General features: G+C 74.1%; 18 protein-coding genes. 6 read left to right on the forward strand and 12 right to left on the reverse strand.

Features of this window, described 5'->3' with window-relative positions:
• Positions 1-109 precede the first annotated feature (109 nt).
• On the reverse strand, positions 110-247 hold the full coding sequence (gene mftA, locus ACIPSJ_RS44670) for a mycofactocin precursor MftA (RefSeq protein WP_401354869.1): 138 nt from the start codon (positions 245-247) through the stop codon (positions 110-112).
• A 183-nt stretch (positions 248-430) separates the two neighbouring features.
• Between mftA and mftG the strand changes: the two genes are divergently transcribed.
• Positions 431-1,975, forward strand: coding sequence for a mycofactocin system GMC family oxidoreductase MftG (gene mftG / locus ACIPSJ_RS44675; protein ID WP_401354872.1), 1,545 nt, complete (start codon positions 431-433; stop codon positions 1,973-1,975).
• A 25-nt stretch (positions 1,976-2,000) separates the two neighbouring features.
• Here mftG and mftR read toward each other — a convergent pair whose 3' ends face one another.
• Entirely contained in the window at positions 2,001-2,627 is a 627-nt protein-coding gene (gene mftR / locus ACIPSJ_RS44680; RefSeq protein ID WP_359221856.1) for a mycofactocin system transcriptional regulator, read from the reverse strand.
• A 210-nt stretch (positions 2,628-2,837) separates the two neighbouring features.
• Here mftR and ACIPSJ_RS44685 point away from each other — a divergent pair, with 210 nt between their 5' ends.
• Positions 2,838-3,878, forward strand: a complete 1,041-nt coding sequence (locus tag ACIPSJ_RS44685) for an LLM class F420-dependent oxidoreductase (protein WP_401354876.1) — start codon at positions 2,838-2,840, stop codon at positions 3,876-3,878.
• 17 nt (positions 3,879-3,895) lie between these two features.
• On the opposite strand, the gene ACIPSJ_RS44690 is transcribed toward ACIPSJ_RS44685, so the two are convergent.
• Both ACIPSJ_RS44690 and ACIPSJ_RS44695 read right to left on the reverse strand, forming a co-directional pair.
• Complete coding sequence (locus tag ACIPSJ_RS44690) at positions 3,896-4,723, reverse strand: SDR family oxidoreductase (protein ID WP_401354879.1); 828 nt, start codon at positions 4,721-4,723, stop codon at positions 3,896-3,898.
• A 209-nt stretch (positions 4,724-4,932) separates the two neighbouring features.
• Positions 4,933-5,652, reverse strand: a complete 720-nt coding sequence (locus ACIPSJ_RS44695) for a response regulator transcription factor (protein ID WP_401354882.1) — start codon at positions 5,650-5,652, stop codon at positions 4,933-4,935.
• A gap of 83 nt (positions 5,653-5,735) precedes the next feature.
• Between ACIPSJ_RS44695 and ACIPSJ_RS44700 the strand changes: the two genes are divergently transcribed.
• Both ACIPSJ_RS44700 and ACIPSJ_RS44705 read left to right on the forward strand, forming a co-directional pair.
• Positions 5,736-6,887: a histidine kinase gene (locus ACIPSJ_RS44700; RefSeq protein ID WP_359221862.1), complete on the forward strand. Its 1,152-nt coding sequence runs from the start codon at positions 5,736-5,738 to the stop codon at positions 6,885-6,887.
• On the forward strand, positions 6,875-7,528 hold the full coding sequence (locus ACIPSJ_RS44705) for a response regulator transcription factor (RefSeq protein ID WP_359221863.1): 654 nt from the start codon (positions 6,875-6,877) through the stop codon (positions 7,526-7,528). Before ACIPSJ_RS44700 ends, ACIPSJ_RS44705 begins: the two co-directional genes overlap by 13 nt.
• A 64-nt stretch (positions 7,529-7,592) precedes the next feature.
• On the opposite strand, the gene ACIPSJ_RS44710 is transcribed toward ACIPSJ_RS44705, so the two are convergent.
• From ACIPSJ_RS44710 to ACIPSJ_RS44725, 4 genes are all read right to left on the reverse strand, one after another.
• The gene (locus tag ACIPSJ_RS44710) at positions 7,593-9,830 is read right to left on the reverse strand and encodes an MMPL family transporter (RefSeq protein WP_401354885.1); all 2,238 of its coding nucleotides are present in this window, start codon (positions 9,828-9,830) and stop codon (positions 7,593-7,595) included.
• Positions 9,831-10,087: 257 nt separating this feature from the next.
• On the reverse strand, positions 10,088-10,516 hold the full coding sequence (locus ACIPSJ_RS44715) for a hypothetical protein (RefSeq protein ID WP_401354888.1): 429 nt from the start codon (positions 10,514-10,516) through the stop codon (positions 10,088-10,090).
• 490 nt (positions 10,517-11,006) lie between these two features.
• The gene (locus ACIPSJ_RS44720) at positions 11,007-11,684 is read right to left on the reverse strand and encodes a DUF429 domain-containing protein (protein ID WP_401354890.1); all 678 of its coding nucleotides are present in this window, start codon (positions 11,682-11,684) and stop codon (positions 11,007-11,009) included.
• Between the two features lie 73 nt (positions 11,685-11,757).
• Positions 11,758-12,216 (reverse strand): universal stress protein, encoded by a 459-nt coding sequence (locus tag ACIPSJ_RS44725; protein WP_355723119.1) that lies wholly within the window; start codon positions 12,214-12,216, stop codon positions 11,758-11,760.
• A 401-nt stretch (positions 12,217-12,617) separates the two neighbouring features.
• On the opposite strand from ACIPSJ_RS44725, the gene ACIPSJ_RS44730 reads away from it, so the two are divergent.
• Positions 12,618-13,283 carry a CBS domain-containing protein gene (locus ACIPSJ_RS44730; protein WP_401354892.1) on the forward strand — a complete coding sequence of 222 codons (666 nt, stop codon included), beginning with the start codon at positions 12,618-12,620 and terminating at the stop codon, positions 13,281-13,283.
• 21 nt (positions 13,284-13,304) lie between these two features.
• Here ACIPSJ_RS44730 and ACIPSJ_RS44735 read toward each other — a convergent pair whose 3' ends face one another.
• From ACIPSJ_RS44735 to ACIPSJ_RS44745, 3 genes are all read right to left on the reverse strand, one after another.
• The gene (locus ACIPSJ_RS44735) at positions 13,305-13,913 is read right to left on the reverse strand and encodes a hypothetical protein (RefSeq protein ID WP_359221870.1); all 609 of its coding nucleotides are present in this window, start codon (positions 13,911-13,913) and stop codon (positions 13,305-13,307) included.
• A complete protein-coding gene (locus ACIPSJ_RS44740; protein WP_359221871.1) occupies positions 13,910-14,638 on the reverse strand; it encodes a CBS domain-containing protein in 729 nt (242 codons plus the stop codon). Before ACIPSJ_RS44740 ends, ACIPSJ_RS44735 begins: the two co-directional genes overlap by 4 nt.
• Positions 14,639-14,773: 135 nt before the next feature.
• Positions 14,774-16,492: a GAF domain-containing protein gene (locus ACIPSJ_RS44745; RefSeq protein ID WP_401354895.1), complete on the reverse strand. Its 1,719-nt coding sequence runs from the start codon at positions 16,490-16,492 to the stop codon at positions 14,774-14,776.
• Between the two features lie 368 nt (positions 16,493-16,860).
• Between ACIPSJ_RS44745 and ACIPSJ_RS44750 the strand changes: the two genes are divergently transcribed.
• Positions 16,861-17,316: a pyridoxamine 5'-phosphate oxidase family protein gene (locus tag ACIPSJ_RS44750; RefSeq protein WP_359221873.1), complete on the forward strand. Its 456-nt coding sequence runs from the start codon at positions 16,861-16,863 to the stop codon at positions 17,314-17,316.
• Between the two features lie 4 nt (positions 17,317-17,320).
• Here ACIPSJ_RS44750 and ACIPSJ_RS44755 read toward each other — a convergent pair whose 3' ends face one another.
• Positions 17,321-17,788, reverse strand: a complete 468-nt coding sequence (locus ACIPSJ_RS44755) for a pyridoxamine 5'-phosphate oxidase family protein (protein ID WP_359221874.1) — start codon at positions 17,786-17,788, stop codon at positions 17,321-17,323.
• Positions 17,789-17,822: the final 34 nt, after the last annotated feature.

The raw sequence follows: 17,822 nt of genomic DNA on the forward strand, positions 1-17,822 counted from the left end.
CAGCAGCGCGCCGAAGGGCTCGGGCCGCACCGAGACCTGCGGATGCAGGTCCCAGGCACGGTCCAGGTCCATCGCGCGGTCGAGGTCCATCGCGGTCATCCGGCGGCGCCTAGTAGACGCCGCACATGCCGTCGATGGAGACCTCCTCGATCAACTCGTCCGCCTCGATCAACAAGCCCTCGGCGGGGGTCCTCCCGTCCTGGATCTCGCTGTCCGGGACGGGCGGGGTGGCTGGTGATTCGTTCATGCGACTCTCCCTGGGCATGGCTCCCATCGGACATCCGGAGAATAATGACACCGGGTGCCGAAAGTGAAGACGCCGGAGGCACGGAGCTTCGAAGAGGACGCATTCGAAGAGGACACGGATGAAGACGACCGCACCGCAACGGCACTTGACGCCCCGTCACTCCCCGGCGCGCGGCGGCCACCGGTGACGCGCCCGGACGTCATCGTGGTCGGGGCCGGCGGCAGCGGGGCCGTGCTCGCGGCGCGGCTCAGCGAGGATCCCGGTCGCAGGGTGCTGGTGCTGGAGGCCGGCCCGGTGCCGTCCGGCGCGTCGGCGTTCGCGCCGGAGTTGCTGGACGCCCGGCTGGTGCCCGGCGCGCAGCCCGGTCACCCCGCCGTCCAGCCGTACCCGGTCCGGCTCGCCCCGGAGCGTCCGTACACGGTCGTCCGGGGACGTGTCCTGGGCGGCTCGACGACCGTCAACGGCGGATACTTCGTCCGGGCCCGGCGGGCGGACTTCGACCGCTGGTCGGCCGCGGCCGGGCCGGTCTGGTCCTACGACCGGATGCTGCCGTTCCTGCGTGCGCTGGAGACCGACCTGGACCTGGGCGGCAGCGAACTGCACGGTGACCGGGGGCCGGTGCGGGTCCGCCGCACCGGCCTCGGCCATCCCGCCGCCGCCGCGTTCGGGGCGGCCGCCCGGCGGCTGGGCTTCCCGGCGGAGCCGGACAAGAACGCCCAGGGCGCGCCGGGTTTCGGCCCGGTGCCGTGCAACGTCGTGGACGGGGTGCGCCTGAACACGGGCCTCGGTTACCTGCTGGGCGCGGCCGGCCGGCCCAACCTCCGGGTGGCGGGGGGCAGTACGGTCCTGAGGGTGGTCGTCGAGCACGGCCGGGCGACCGGTGTGGTGGTCGAGCGCGACGGGCACCGCACCACGGTGTACGGCGGCGAAGTGGTGCTCTGTGCCGGGGCGTTGCGCTCCCCGCACCTGCTGCACCTGTCGGGCATCGGGCCGCGCCGCTCCCTGGAGGCGCTCGGCATCCCCGTGGTCAGGGACGCGCCGGCCGTCGGAGCGCGGTTCGGCGACCATCCGCAGGTGGTGCTGGAGTGGGCACCCCGGCGTCCGCTGCCGGAGCCGGCCGGTTCCTGGCTGGGCGGCGCGCTGCACCTGTCCTCGTCGGACGGGGCCCATCCGGGCGACCTGGAGATCCTTCAGTCCCTGGTCCCGCCGGCCGGCCTGACCGGCGGCAGGGTGTCGGTGCCCGGCGCTCCGCTGGCGTTCCTCGTCTCCGTCCAGACCCCGCGGCCGACGGGCCGGATGCGCACCCGGTCCGCCGATCCCGCGACACTCCCGGACTTCGACTACGGCTACCTGTCGACCGCGGCGGACCGGCGGCGGATGCGCGAAGCGGTCCGGGTCACCGCGGAGTTGGCCGCCACGGACGACTTCGCGGCGGTCTCCGCGGGGCTCGTGGCGCCGGTGGCCGAGGTGCTGGACGACGACCGGCTGCTCGACAAGTGGATCCTCGGGCACCTGGGCACGTCGCACCACACCTGCGGCACGGTTCCGATGGGCCCCGCCGGGGATCCCCGGGCCGCCGTCGACGCCCACGGCCGGGTGCACGGTGTCGCCGGGCTGCGCGTCGCGGACACGTCCGTCCTGCCGACGCCGCCGCTCAGGGGCCCGGCGGCCACCGCGGTCCTCATCGGGGAGGTCGTCGCCCACGCCATGCGGCGCGGCCCGGCCTGAGGAGCGGTGCCCGCGGCGGGTGCGGCTACCCGGGCAGGTCCCGGTACCCGTCCGCGAGTTGCCGTACCGCCAGGTCCAGCAGTTCCCCCAGGTCTGCGCTCTCGTCCGCCAGCCACTGCTCGTACGCCGTGACGCACGCGGCCAGGGTGGTGCCGCCGACCAGCCGGGGCAGCAGGGCGGACGCGGGGCGGTCCAGCCGCCGGGCGGCGAACTCCGTGACGAGGTCCCGCCACGACGCGTACCGCACGGCCGAGTCCGCCTGGAGCGTCGGCACGCGCAGGATGAGGGCCATGCGCTGCCGGTGCCAGGGCACCTGGGCCGGGTCGAACCGGTTGAACTCGACGACCGCCGCGCGCAGCGCGTCCATCATCGGGGTGTCCGGGTCGGCCGCCGTCAGCAGCGCGTCGAGCCGGGTCAGCTGTTCCTCGAAGTCGCCCCACACGAGGTCGTTCTTGGAGGCGAAGTAGCGGAAGAAGGTGCGCCGGCCGATGCCCGCCGCGGCGGCGATGTCGTCGACCGTGGTGTCGTCGAAGCCGCGTTCGGCGAACAGCTCGAAGCCGAGCCGTTCGAGCGCGGCCCGCGAGGTCGCGCGCGGCCGGCCCGACCGGGCGGTTCCCGCGAAGACCGCCGTGTCGCCCCGTGGCGGCTCCATCCGCGATCCCTTCCCTCGGCACGGTCCCTGTCGGCCGACATCCTCGCACCAGCCGGGCGGGCAGCAGGACGGGCGTGCGGGCCCGGCCACGACAGGACCCGCAAAAGAGTATGCGATTAATGGCCATCAGTGCTGTGACGGCATCGCATGCCAACGCAATCACCTTATAGAGTGCCCTTTATTTGCCGTGCGGGAGGGAGTGAAGTCGGTATGCGCATCGGTATGCCCCTGAGCTACAGCGGCGGTTTCAAGGAGGCCGTCGACGAGCTGCGCGACTACGAGAGGGCCGGTCTTGACATCGTGTTCGTCCCCGAGGCCTACTCGTTCGACGCGATCAGCCGGCTCGGCTTCATCGCCGCGCGCACCGAGCGGCTGGAGATCGCCTCCGGGATCCTCCAGATCTACACCCGCACCCCCACCCTCACCGCGATGACCGCCGCGGGCCTGGACCATGTCTCGGACGGCCGGTTCACCCTGGGCCTCGGCGCCTCCGGGCCGCAGGTGATCGAGGGTTTCCACGGGCAGCCGTACACCGCTCCGCTGGCGCGCACCCGGGAGATCGTGGAGATCTGCCGGTCGGTGTGGCGCCGGGAGAAGGTGGTGCACGCGGGCCGGCACTACCGGATCCCGCTGCCGCCCGGGGAGGGCACCGGTCTTGGCCTGCCGCTCAAGCTCATCAACCACCCGGTACGCGAACGCGTCCCGATCGTCCTGGCCGCCATCGGACCGAAGAACGTGGCGCTGGCCGCCGAGATCGCCGAGGGCTGGATGCCGATGTTCTTCCACCCGGAGAAGGCGGCGGAGGTCTGGGGTCCCGCGCTGGCCGCCGGAGCGGCGGCGCGGGACCCCGCGCTCGGGCCGCTCGACGTCGTGGTCTCGCCGCCCCTGGCCATCGGCGACGACGCCGACGCCCTGATCGACCTGGCCCGGCCGCAACTGGCCCTGTACATCGGCGGGATGGGGGCACGCGGCCACAACTTCTACTACGACCTCGCGGACCGCTACGGCTTCGGGGCAGCGGCGGCCACCGTCCAGGACCTCTACCTGTCCGGCCGCAAGGAGGAGGCCGCGGCCGCCGTGCCCGACGCGCTGCTGCGGGCCACCTCGCTGGTCGGCCCCGCCGGCTACGTCGCCGAACGGCTCGCCGCCTTCCGGGCCGCCGGGGTCACCACCCTCCAGGTCCGCCCGCTGGCCCCGGACCCGGCCCGGCGGCTGGCCGACGTCGAACGGCTCAGGGCGATGGTCTCCTGAGCCGTCGACGGGATGCGTCAGCGGTCGCGGACGGCCGCGTGGACACCGCCGTCGACGAGGATGTCGACGCCGTTCAGGAAGCTCGCCCCGTCCGACAGCATGAAGGCGACGACCTCCGCGACCTCTTCCGAACGGCCGGTCCTGCCGAGCGGTGTCGCCTCGACGAGTCTGCGCATGGACGACTGCTCGGCCGCCTCCTGCCGGCCCTGCGGGGTGTCGATGATGCCGGGGGCCAGCGAGCAGACGCGGGCCCCGACCGGGCCGAGCCGTACGGCCTCCCGGCGGGCGAACCGGGCGACGCCGTGCTTGGCCCACGGGTAGGCCAGGGTGGACTGTTCGAGTTCCGGTCCGACGGCCTCGCGGACGCGGTCGAGGAAGTCCTCGCGCAGCGGCTCGTCCAGGATCGCGCCGACGACCGGATCCGGGTTGTCGACGCCGGCGAGCAGGGGGGACATCGAGGAGAAGTAGACGTGCGCGGTGCCCTCGGTGGCGAGCGGGCGCAGTGCCTCGGCGAGCAGGGCGGTGCCGACGAGGTCGACCTCGAAGATGCGGCGCCAGTCGGCCATGGTGGGCGAGATGCCGGCGGCGTGGGCGACGGCGCGCAGCGTGCCGAGTTCGGCGACCCGTGCGGCGAGCCGGGCCAGGCCCTCGCGGTCGGTGATGTCGAGGGCGAACGCCTCGGCCCGGGAGTGCCCGGCCGGGTCGTCGAGGCTCGCCGCGACCGCCTCGGCGCTCGCCGCGTCCCGGTCGACGAGCAGCAGCACGTCCACGGTGCCGGCGAGCCGCCGCGCGCACGCCTCTCCCATGCCGCGCCCGGCCCCGGTGACTATTCCTACGGTCGTCATGTGCTGCTCCTCGCCGAAGTGGTGTGCGGTGGCGGCGACCGGGTCCCCGCGGGCACCTCCCCGGCGGCCGCACGGGACGCGGGAGGAGCGGGAACCGGACGGTCGCCGTACCCGCATGACAGCGAGCCGGTCCGACACCTCCCGGACGACTTCCCGACATTTCCCGGACGTGACGGTCGTCACAGACAGCAGGAGCAGTGCCGCCGGGCTCAGCCCCGGGCGTGCCCGAGCCAGTAGCCGAAGCCCCGGCGGGTGTGGATCAGCGCGGGCTCCTCTCGGTCCACCTTGTGCCGCAGCCGGGAGACGAGCTTCTCGATGGCCTCGCTCGCCCGGAACTCGCCCCAGACGCAGCGGCTGATCTGTTCCTTCGACAGCACGCGTCCGGCGTTGGCCAGCAGGTGGCGCAGCAGCCGGTACTCGGCGGGGGTCAGGCCCAGCGGGCGGGTTCCGCGGCTGGCCTGGCAGGTGGCGTCGTCCAGGACCAGGTCGGCGTACTCGGCCGTGCCCCGGTGGCCGGACGGGTGCGGGCCCCGCAGCAGCAGCTGGGCGCGGGCCAGGACCTCGGTGGTGCGGACGGGCCTGGTGACGTAGTCGTCCCGGCCCCGCCCGAGGACCGGAAGGAGGGTGTGGAGGTACTCGCAGGTGATCAGGTAGAGCAGCGGCGGGCGTTCCTCGGGCGCGATCCGCCGGCCCCGGGCGACGTCCCTCAGGTCGGGCAGCGTGGCGTCCCACACCACCAGGTCGAACGGGCTCCGCGTGAGCCGGTCGATCCCCTCGGCGCCGGTTGCCGCCGTGCCCGTGACGCGGTAGCCGGCGAGGCCCAGGGTGGTGGTCAGCAGATCGGTCTCGGCGGTGTCCTGGGCGACGATCAGGACGTCCCGGCCACCGGTGCGCGGCGGCGCCGGCCGCTCCGTGAGGTTCGCTCGCACGACCAGCCCCTCTCCCGGCGACACGGCATCCCTCGACCCTAACAAAACTTGCGTGACTCAAGCAAAACGTTTAGCTTCCCTGCATGTGGAAAACGGTGCGGCGTGCCGGGTGGGCCACGGTCCACCTCGTTCTGGCCGCCGCGATGGCATTCGGAATGTGGATCTTCGTCACCGTCCTGCTGATCACCGCGATCGGCACACTGGCGGTCGTCGGTGTCTGGCTGCTGCCCGAGACGGTGCTGCTGATCCGGCGGATCGCGGGCGCCAAGCGGAGTCTGACCGCCACCTGGACCGGGGTGAAGATCCCCGAGGTGTACCGGCCGCTGACCGGGACGGTGCGCGAGCGGGTGGTGACCGCCGTACGCGACCCCGGCACCCGGACCGACGCGCGCTGGATGGTCGCGTACTGGTTCTACGGCGCGCTGCTCGCCCTCGCCGTGCCGCTGTGGCCGGTGGGGCTGGTCGTCGACGGCGTGTGGTGCGGGCTGCTGCGCCGTGAGGCCGTCGTCCTGCCGCTGATCGTGCGGCTCGCGGACCTGGAGGCCGACTGGTCGACCGCGCTGCTCAAGCCGTCCCCGCAGGCACAGCTCACGGCCCGGGTGCAGGAACTGGCCGCGACCCGCGCCGACGCGATCGCCGCGCACGAGGCCGAACTGCGCCGGATCGAACGGGACCTGCACGACGGGGCGCAGGCACAACTGGTGGCGCTGTCCATGCGCATCGGACTCGCCCGGCGCGCCTACGGCGGGGATCGCGAGACCGGGCTGCGGCTCCTCGACGAGGCCCAGGAACAGGCCGAGAAGGCACTGACGGAGCTGCGGCAGGTGGTGCGCGGCATCCATCCGCCGATCCTGAGCGACCGCGGCCTGGCCGGCGCGGTCCGGGCGCTGGCGGCGGGCAGCGGACTGGAGGTCGCCGTGGACGACGGCGGTCTCGACGAGGGGGTGCGGGCGCCCGCGGCGGTGGAGGCGGCCGCCTACTTCGCGGTGGCGGAGTCGCTCACCAACGTCGTCAAGTACAGCGGGGTGTCGCGGGCCGAGGTCCGGCTCGTGCGGGTGCGCCGCGGCCTGCGGGTGCGGGTGCGGGACGAGGGCCGCGGCGGTGCGGACGAGACCGGCGGCTCCGGGCTGCTGGGGATGCGGCGGCGGGTCGCCGCGCTCGACGGAACGATGGAAGTGTCCAGCCCGGTCGGGGGGCCGACCGTGATCGAAGTGGAGTTGCCGTGCGTGTGGTGATCGCCGAGGACAACGCCCTCCTGCGGGAGGGACTGGTCCTGCTGCTGACCTCGTCCGGGCACGACGTCGTGGCCGTCGCGGGCAGCGGGCCCGAGATCATGCCCGCGCTCCTGGAGCACCGCCCGGACGTGGCCGTGCTCGACGTGCGGATGCCCCCGGGCTTCCGCGACGAGGGGCTGCGGGCGGCGCTGGAGGCCCGGGAGCGGATCCCCGGGCTGCCGGTGCTGGTGCTCTCGCAGTACGTCGAGGAGTCGTACGCCAGTGAGCTGCTGGGCGGCGGGACCAGCGGGATCGGGTATCTGCTCAAGGACCGGGTCGGGCGGGTCGACGAGTTCCTCGACGCGCTGGAGCGGGTGGCCGCCGGCGGTACCGCGCTGGACCCCGAGGTGGTCACCGAACTCCTCACCCGCCGCAAGGACTCCCCGCTCGACTCGCTCACGCCCCGCGAGCGCGAGGTGCTGGGGCTGATGGCCGAGGGTCACGACAATGCGACCATCGCCAGGACCCTCGTCGTCACCGAGCGCGCGGTCCACAAGCACATCGGCAACGTGTTCCTCAAGCTCAACCTGCCGCCGAGCGACAGCGGCCACCGCCGGGTGCTGGCGGTCCTCGCCTATCTGGCGCACGCGCCGCAGGAGTGAGCGGGACGTAGGACGCGCGCAGCGGGAAGGGCCACCCCCGGCCGGGGGTGGCCCTTCCCGCGTCTCAGTGCGTCGCGGCGGGCTCCGCCGTCCGCGGCTCCTCGGGCGCCGGGCCGGTCGAGGCGGTCGGCGCGGGCACCTTGCGGCTCAGCTTCTCGCCCTCGACGTCGATGTCGGGCAGCAGCCGGGCCAGCCACTTCGGCAGGTACCAGGCCCTGTGGCCGAGCAGCGCGAGGACGGCCGGGACGATCGCCATCCGCACCACGAAGGCGTCGAAGAGGACCGCGATCGCGAGCCCGAAGCCGATCATCTTGATCATCGACTCGCCGGCTCCGATGAACCCGGAGAACACCGCCATCATGATCAGCGCGGCGGCCACGACCACCCGGGCGCTGTGCCGGAAGCCGGAGACGACGGCCTGCCGGGGCGCCTCGCCGTGGACGTACGCCTCACGCATCCGCGAGACCAGGAACACCTCGTAGTCCATGGCCAGTCCGAAGACGATGCCCACCAGGAAGATCGGCATCATGCTCATGATCGGGCCGGTGGAGTCCACGCCCAGCAGTTCGGCGCCGTGCCCCTGCTGGAAGACCGCGACGACGGCGCCGAGGGCCGCGAGGACGGAGAGCAGGAAGCCGAAGGCGGCCTTGAGCGGGACGAGCAGGGAGCGGAACACCAGCAGCAGGAGCACGATCGCCAGGCTCACCACCACCGCGAGGTACGGGATCAGCGAGTCCTGCACCTTCTGCGCGACGTCGATGTCCAGCGCGGTCTTCCCGGTCACCTCGAAGGACACCCCGGCGTCCTTCTCGATGCCGGACCGTTCCCCGCGGATGGTCTTGACCAGGTCCTTGGTCCGCTCGTCGGTCGGGCTGGTGGACGGGGTCGCGGAGAACACCGCGGTGTCCCCCGCCTTGTTGAAACGGGCCGGCGACACGGAGACGACACCCTCGGTGGCGGCGATGTCCTTGGCGACCACGGACACGGCCGACTTGGCGCTCCCGGCCTCCCTGGCGTCGACGACGATGGTCAGGGGCCCGTTGAAGCCGGGTCCGAAGCCCTCGGCGAGCGCGTCGTAGGCCCGTCGCTCGGTGGTGGAGGTGGGCTTGGCCTCGTCGCCCGGCATGCCGAGCTGGAGGTCGAGTACGGGGGTGGCGACCGCGCCCAGCCCGACCACGCCGAGCAGCAGGACGGGCAGGGGCAGGCGGACGACGGCCTTGGCCCACCGGGAGCCGCCGTTCTCGGTCCTCGCCAGCTTCCGGCGGTGGCGCCGGGAGTTGCGGCGGGCGCCGCGCGAGAGCACCGCGTTCGGCCAGAAACCGAGGATCGCCGGGACCAGGGTCAGGCAGATCAGCACGGAGACGAGCACCGCGCCGGCGGCGGCCAGGCCCATCTTCGTGAGCATCGGGATGCCGACCACCGAGAGCCCGGCCAGCGCGATGACGACGGTGAGACCGGCGAAGACGACCGCGGAGCCCGCCGTTCCGACGGCCAGGCCCACGGCGTCCCTGGGCGCGTGGCCCCTGGCGCGCTCCTCGCGGTAGCGGGAGACGACGAACAGGGCGTAGTCGATGCCGCAGGCCAGGCCGAGCATGGTGGCGAGGGTGCCGGTGTTCTCGGACAGGCCGAAGGTCTCGGACAGGGCCATGATGCCGGTCATGCTGGCGGCGACGCCGATGATCGCCGCGATCAGGGGCAGTCCGGCGGCGGCCAGCGAGCCGAACGTGACCAGCAGGACGAGCGCGGCGACCGCGATGCCGATCGCCTCGGCGCTGCCGCCCGCGGCGGGCTGCGTCGCCAGGGCGTCGCCGCCGACCTCGACGGTCAGCCCCGCGTTCCTGGCCTGGTCGACGGCCCGTTCGAGGTGCTGCTTGCTGGCGTCGGTCAGGTCGTCGGCCTTCGCCGTGAAGGAGACCGTCGCGTACGCGGTCCTGCCGTCCTCGCTGACCGCCTTCGCCCGGAAGGGATCGACCGCGGTGGCCACCTGGGAACCGTCGGCGGCCTCGTCGACGAGTCTCTCGACGGCCTTGCGGTGGCCGGCGGCGGTGACCTTCTCACCGCTCGGGGCGATGAACACGATCCGCGCGCTCGCCCCGTCGGCCGCCGTGCCCGGGAAGCGCTGCTCCAGCAGGTCGAACGCCTTCTGGGACTCGATCCCCGGCATCGTGAAGCCCTCGTCGGCGGCCGCGGGCGCCTTCGACGCGGCGAAGCCGACGGCACCCAGGACCGCCACCCACAGCAGGGTGACGAACCACCGCCACCGGAAGGCCGTACGGCCCAGGTGATAAAGGACAGTTGCCATGACGGAGAGGCCTCCACAACGGGACATCGGGAAAGGGCGAGGGGAGCGGGTACCGGGGCGGGGCCGTCCGGCGCTCCGTGTTCCACCCTTTCGCGGGGCGGCGCGGGCGACGAGGGAGCACTCTCCCGGACGCGTGGTGTAGCCCGCTCCACCACCACGGCGGCGGGACCGGTACGGCAAGGGCCCGGATCCAGGGACGGATCCGGGCCCGATGGCGGGACGAGCGGGGCTGCCCCGGTACGCGGGGGGGGCGTGGCCTACCAGCCGGTGGCCGAGGTTCCGGTCGATTCGTCCCGGTTCCGGTCGGCGCCGGACCCGCGGCGGCCCGACACCAGGCCGCCCGCCGCGCCGAGGGCCACCAGGCCCATCCCGGCGGCGGTGGCGATGCCCTTCGCGCCGTCCATGGTGAAGTAGGCGACCGCGGCCACACCGCCGTTGAAGAGGAACAGGAACCACAGCACCGGACGGGTCGACAGGAACGCCTTGATCTTCGGCTTCTTCGCGATACGGGTGCCGGTCAGCAGCGAGACGGCGATCCCGGCGAAGGTCGCCGCCGTCTTCGCCGTGCCGTCGAGCACGGCACCGGCCCCGCCCATGGCGGCGGCCAGGCCCACGACGAAGAAGGACCAGAGCAGCAGATCGGCGAAGAACGACTTGACGGTGGCGAGCGGCGACTTGGCGGCCATCGGGCAATCCTTAGGACGTGGGGCGGGGACGAGGGGCTGGTCCGCCCCGGGGATCTCTGCCGTCCACGATCCCGTCGCCCCTGCTCGGCCACGAGGGAGCACCCTCCCGGACCCGTGGTGTAGCCCGCTACACCACCCGACGAGCCACCGAGGTCCAAGGCCCCGGGGCCCGCCGGTGCGCCACCGTCTCCCGGCGCCTCCCCGCGTCTCCCAGAACCTGCCGAAGCCTCCCGTCGCCTTCTGGTGCCACCCGGCACCACCCAGCCCCACTCAAGCCCGCCCGGCACCACCTGCCCCCACCCGAGCCCGCCCGGCCCCACCCGGGCCCGACCGGCCCCACCCGAGCCCGACCGGCCCCACCCAGGCCCACCCAGCACCACCCAGCACTACCTAGCCCTGCCCGGGCCCGCCCGGCAGCACCCGCGCCCGCCACAGCCCACCCGAGACCACCCGCGCCCGCCGGGAAGCAGCCGGTGCTGCCCGGCGTCGGTCAGAAGCGGATCTCGGCCGGGCGGCCCTCCGGGACGAGTTGGGGTGTCTCGGGGATGCGGCCTGCGGTTCCCCGGGCGATCCGGTGGGCCGACCAGGCCGCGACGGCGGCGTCGAGTACGTCGTCCGGGGGCACCCGGTCGGCCTCGCCGAGCGTGTCCGGGAGGACGATGCCGGCCTCGGCCAGCAGGGAGCGCCGCAGGTGCTGGCCGCGCCAGGTCTTCTTGGCGTGGGTCGGCGGTACCCCGCCGGCCAGGGCGTGGAAGGACACCTCGGGGTGGACCTCGTGGACGCGGTCGTCGGCCGCCCAGCACGCGCGGGCCTCCAGCAGCTTGGGGGCCAGCGCCCAGGCCTGCCGGCTGAGCCGGTTGCCGGTCAGCTCCTGGCAGCGGTCGGCGGCCGCCGGGTAGTCCCGCTCCCGCCAGGCCGGTTCGGGGGCAATGAGGAAGACGCTGTTGCGGCGCTCGCCGAGCAGGGCCTTGGCGGCGAGGTCGGCGGCGCGCCAGCCGTTCTCGACCAGCCCGAGCGGCATGTCCACCGCGACGACCCGGGCCGTCGCGGCGCGTGCGATCAGCGCGTCGAGCCGGACGTCGACCAGGCTGCCCGCGTACGCCCCGTCCGTGAGCCGGATCCCGACCCAGCCGAGCTTGCCGCAGGCGTCGATCCCCAGGACGTCCATGCCACCCCACCCTCGTACGGGTGGCGCAGCCTACCGCGACGGCGGGCGGCCCCTCGCCGGTGGCCGCCCCGTCTCACTTCTGGTCCGCCGGCTTCTGGTCCGCGCGCACGATCACGACCGGGCAGGTGGCGTGCTGGGACACATGCTGGCTGACGGAGCCGAGCAGGGCACGGGCGAACCCGCCCCGGCCCCGGCTGCCGACGACCAGGGCCTCGGCGCCCTCCGCGGCCCGCAGCAGGACGTCGGAGGCGTTGCCGTGCACCAGGTGGGAGCGGACCGAGGCGGCCTCGTCGGGGCCGAGCACGTCGGTCAGTTCCTGGCGCATCCGGTCGCGGGCCTCCTCCGCGTCGACGTCCATGTCCACGGCGGGCCCCGACCAGCCGTACAGGCCCGGCAGTTCCCACACCGCGACCGCCTCCACGACACCGCCGACCAGGCCGGCGTAGCGCAGGGCCCAGCGCAGGGCCGCGTACGAGGACGGCGATCCGTCGACGCCGACCACGACGCGCGCCTCGGGGACCTCACTGTCCATGCCTTCCACCTCTCCTCCGGCGTTCGGCCAGCCCCCACCTCCACGCTGCGCGACGGTAGGCCGCTCCGCCAGAGGAGTACGGCCGGCGGCATGACGGACACCGGGCGGGCGCCCGGAACGGAAGGCTCCGCCGGAGAGCCCCGGCACTGGTGGTGCGGGCCGTCCCGTGGTGTGCTGGAGGGGACGGGAAGGGCCCGCACAGGACGCGGGGAAGCGGCCGGCGGCGGTCGCGCACCGCGCAATCAGGATCCGCGAGAAGTGGATGGCGTCCTTCCCGCCCTCGTGCGCCCGGCCTCGCCGGTGTGCGCGGGCCGAAGAGCCCCTCAGGGGGTCCGGGCGGCCCTGGTGTCCGGTCCGCAGCGGTTCCACGCTGGGAGACGGGGAGATCCGAGGAGGCAGTCATGCGCGGCAGCCCGCACACCGTCAGCGATGTGATGACCCACAGCCCCGTCGCCGTCGGCCGCGACGCCTCGTTCAAGGACGTCGTCGCGCTGCTGGACCGGTGGAAGGTGAGCGCCCTGCCCGTGCTGGAGGGCGAGGGCAGGGTGATCGGTGTCGTGTCCGAGGCCGATCTGCTGCCGAAGGAGGAGTTCCGCGACAGCGACCCGGACCGGTTCGTGCAGCGGGAGCGGCTGGCCGACCTCGCCAAGGCCGGCGGGGTGACCGCCGGGGAGCTGATGAGCGCGCCCGCGGTGACCGTGCACGCCGACGCCACCCTGGCCGAGGCCGCGCGCATCATGGCCCGGCGCCGGGTCAAGCGGCTGCCGGTCGTGGACGGAGTGGGCCTGCTGAAGGGCATCGTCAGCCGCGCGGACCTCCTGAAGGTGTTCCTGCGCGAGGACGCGGAACTGACCGAGGAGGTGCGCCGGGAGGTCGTCGACCGGCTGTTCCCGCTCTCCGCCGACCACATCAGGGTCGATGTCGACGAGGGGGTCGTCACCCTGACCGGCTGGATCGACAGCACGGATCTGGCCCCGGTCGCCGCACGCCTGGCCCGGGCCGTGGAGGGCGTGGTCGGCGTCCGCTGCCACCTCGCCCCGGTCTCCGTACGCAGCGACATGAACTGACCCGGCGGGCGGCGGCCTTGCTCAGCCCCTGCCGCCGCTGAGGTTGCGCCACTGGGGGCCGACGCGGCGCCACTCGGTGTCCCATTCGGCGAGGCGCCGGTCGAGGAGTCGGTGGCGGATCAAGCGGCCGGTGCCGTAGCCGACGGTCACGGTGAGCTGGGCCGCGAGGGTGCCGGCCACGACCGCCTCGAAGGCCGATTCCGCCTTGCCCGGTGGTGCGGCGACGAGCGCCTCGCCGCGGTTGGCCCAGACCCGGACATGGCTGCCCGCGGCCGCCGTGGGGAGGGCCTTGGCCCGGCCGGTGTGCACGGAGCCGTCGGCGGCGGTCCAGCGGACCGTGACCCAGGTCCTGCCGATGTCGTAGCCCGCGGTGACGGGCGTGCCGTGGGCGGCGCTCTCGGTCAGCTCGGCGGAGACCATGTGGACGCCGGCCCACCGGTCGGCGATCGTCCGGTCCACGCCCGCGGCGGCGGCCCAGCCGGCGAGCGCACCGCCGACCAGGGTGAGGACCCACAGCGCGAGCACGACCCAGCCCTCCACGACGTCGCTGTGCCGCCGTAGCGGATTGCGCCGCCAGCGCCACCAGCGCACGTACCGCACGGCCGGCCCGCGCCTGTCGTCCCGCCTCATGGCCCGGTGCCTGCCTGTGCGGTCGGCGGGCTCGGACTCCCCTCGGTGTCCGGGAAATCCGGGTCGAGGTCGGGACGGCGGCGGGGTCCGGCCAGTGCGCAGTCCACGTCGACGACGCCTTCGACGCCCCGCACCCAGCCGACGGCGACCGGCACCAGCGCGGTGTCCGTGACCCGGCCGGTCAGGGTCACGACGCCGTCGCGGACCCGCACCCGGACCGGTTCGGCCTCGGCGGCGAACAGGTGCGGGAGGACGTCGCGGCGGATCTCCTCGGCGATCTGCTCGTCGTCCCGCAGGAACACCTTGAGCAGATCGGAACGGCTCACGATGCCGACGAGCACACCCTGGGCGTCGACCACCGGCAGCCGCTTAACCCCGTGCTGCGCCATCGTGCGCGCGGCCTGCGGGAGCGTGGCGTCGGCCCGGGCGGTGACGGCGGGGGTGTTCATCAGCTCCCCGGCGGTCGCCGCGGCCGCCCTGGTGAGGTCGCCGGACCGCAGCTGCTCGGTGTACTCGCCGGAGGCGCCGTCCCGGAGCTCCTCCTTGCGCAGCAGGTCCGCCTCCGAGACGACGCCCATGACGTGTCCGTCGTCGTCCAGGACGGGCAGGGCGCCCACCCCGCGGCCCCGCATCGCCTTCACGATGTCCTTGAACGCCGCTCCTCGCTGCAGGGCGACGACCGTGCGGGTCATCACGTCGCCCACCACGGACGGGGTGCCGATCATGGCGGCCTCCTGGGGTCGGTGCCGTGCGGTGACGCCTTCAGCCTCGGCCGGCCGACGGTGCGGGTGCATGGGCCGAGCGGCCCCGGGGGCGGTCCGGTCGTCCCCGCGTCGGTCGTCCCCCGTCGGCGGGAACTCCTACGGGTTCGCGACCGGCACCCGCCACACCAGCGTCGTACCGCCTCCGTCGGGGCAGTCCCATTCCAGGCTGCCACCAAGTTCCGCCGCCCGCTCCGCCATGTTGCGCAGACCGCTGCGGCGGCCGTCGGGCGGGATGCCCACGCCGTCGTCCCGGACCGTCAGCAGCAGGTCGCGGCCGTCGGTCGACAGGACGACCTCGGCGCGGTGGGAGCGGGCGTGCCGGGCGATGTTGGTGAGGGCCTCGGCGAGGACGGCGACGACATGGTCGGCGACCTCCTTGGGCACGTCGGTGTCGAGCAGGCCCTCCATGCGGACGCTCGGGGCGAAGCCGAGCACCGGTGCCGCCTCCCCGGCGACCCGGACCGCGCGGGCCCGCAGACCGGTCCCGGCGCCGTCGTCGCGGGCGCGCAGCCCGAAGATCGTCGACCTGATGATCTTGATGGTCTCGTCGAGGTCGTCCACGGCCCGCAGCACCCGCTCGGACGCCTCGGTGTGCTCGATGAAGCGGCCGGCGCTCTGCAGGGTCATCCCGGTGGCGAAGAGCCGCTGGATGGCCAGGTCGTGCAGGTCCCGGGCGATCCGGTCGCGGTCCTGGAGCACCGCGATCTCCTCGGCGTCGCGGCGGCGCTGGGCCAGTTCCAGGGCGATCGCCGCCTGGGCCGCGAAGCCCCGCATCGTCTCCGTCTCGGCGGAAGTGAAGACCGGGCCGCCGCACTCCCGCGCCAGCAGGAGCACACCCCGTACGCCGCTGTCGCCGGTGCCGATGGGAATGGCCACGGCGGGGCCGAGCCCCTGGAACCGGGGCGGCTCGGGGGTGACCCGGTCGTCGTGGCCGACGTCCTCGCTGGTGACCGGGGCACCGTCGGCGAAGGCGAGGCCCATGAGGGTCTTGTCCAGGGGCAGCACCAGTCCCCGGTGGTCCTCCGCGTGCATGCCGACGGCGATCTCCACGCTGAGCGAACCGGCCCCCTCCACGGGGATGGCCACGGCGGCGAGCGCCGAGCCCGTGATGCCCCGCGCCTGCTCGGCGATCAGGGCCAGGGCCTCGCCGGAGTCGCCGCCGGACATCAGGCTGTGGGTGATCTCCGCGTTGGCCCGCAGCCAGCGCTCGCGCAGCCGTGACTCCTCGTACAGCCGGGCGTTGTCGATGGCCACGCCGGCCGCCACGGCCAGCGTCGACGTCACCGACGCGTCCTCCTCGTCGAACTGGGCCCCGCCCCGCTTCTCGGTCAGGTACAGGTTGCCGAAGACCTGGTCGCGGACCCTGATGGGGACGCCGAGGAAGGTGTTCATCGGCGGGTGGTTCGGCGGGAAGCCGTACGAGGCCCGGTGCTCGGAGATCTTCGCGAGGCGCAGCGGCTCGGGGTTGCGGATCAGTTCGCCGAGGATGCCGTGGCCCTCCGGGTAGGGGCCGATGCGGGCGATCTGCTTCTCGCTGACGCCGACCGTGTGGAAGGCGGACAGCCGCTTGCCGTCGGGCCCGATGACCCCCAGCGCGGCGTACTCGGCGTCGACCAGCAGCGCCGCCGCCTCCACGATGCTGTGCAGCGCCTGCTCCAGGTCCAGCTCCCGGCCGACGGAGAGGACCGCCTCCAGCAGGCTGTGCACCCGGTCCCGGGTGCCGCGGGCCGCGTCCAGCCGGGCCTGCAGCTCGTCCAGCAGTTCGTCGAGCCTGAGCTGAGGCAGCCGTATCCGGGCTTCCTCGGAGCTTTCCACCGGTCCTGTCCTCCAGATCCTGTCGACCCGCGCGTACCGGCAGGTCCGGTCACCTGACACGGTAGTGGGCGGCAGCGGGGGCGGGCACCCGGATCGGCCAACCGGGCACGTCCGGGCGGTGGCGGAGGGCGGCCGTCCGGACGGCGGGGCACCGGTCCGCGCGTAGGGCCGGTCGGCCCCGGACGCGGGACCAACGGCACCTGCGCCGGGGCGTCGTCCGGGAGAGAGTCGACCCAGGAGCGGCACCGATCCCCCGCGGTGTCGCTCCGCCCGTACCGCCCCCCGTGGCACCGGATCCCCGCCACTCCGACACACCCGGACGCACCCCGCCCGCGCCTTCCGGCGCGGCTCACCGACGGAAGCCCGCCATGGCCCACGACGACAGCGCGACCGCTCCGGCGCCAGGTGCGCGCCGGAGCGTCGAGCTCGACGGCGTGGAGGCGATGCGGCTGCTGGGGTCGGTGTCCCTGGGGCGGATCGTCTTCACCCGGCAGGCCCTGCCCGCCGTCCGGCCGGTCAACCATGTGCTGGTCGACGGCGACATCGTCATCCGCACCCACGAGGGTGCCGCGCTGACCTCCCGCGCCCGGCAGGCGGACGGCGCCGGGGTCGTGGTCGCCTACGAGGCGGACGTCATCGACCCGGACACCCACCTGGGCTGGAGCGTGGTCGTGACCGGTTACGCCCGTCTGGTGACGGACCCGCGCGAACTCGCCCGCTACGAGACGCTGTTGCGGCCCTGGCTGGACCGGACCATGGAACACGCGGTCCGCATCCACCCCGACCTGGTGACCGGGATCGCCCTGGTCGCCGACGAGGGCTGAGCGGTCACGCCGACCGGGGCCCGCCGGAGGTCAGGGCCGTCAGGTCCACCCCGTACAGGGTGCGCCCGCCGACCAGTTCGCGTCCGGTGACCAGTTCGGGCCGGATGCGCACGAAGACCTCGTGGGGCGCGGGCACCCAGGAACGCGGGCCGGTGCGGACCAGCCGGCGGTGCTCGGCGAGGTCGCTCACCACGGTCGCGGGGCCGGTGACGACGACGCTCCAGCCGGACCGCGCGGCGGCGTCGACCGCGTCGCCCTCGAAGGCGACCACCGAGCCGTCGACGGCGCGCACCAGCTCCGAGGCCGCCGACGTCCGCAGCAGTACCGCGCCGTCGCCGTCCAGGCCGAAGTTGACCGGCAGTACGGCGGGCAGCGCCTGACGGGTGAAGACGATCCGGCCCACGGGCACCGTGGCGAGCAGGCTCAGGCACTCCTGCCGGTCGAGTTCGCGGAATCCGTCATTGGCGTACATGGGGCCGCCTCCTGCTGCGGTACCGGGAGCGTTC

Origin of the sequence: Streptomyces sp. NPDC090088, assembly GCF_044747345.1 — a bacterium.
GTDB lineage: Bacteria > Actinomycetota > Actinomycetes > Streptomycetales > Streptomycetaceae > Streptomyces.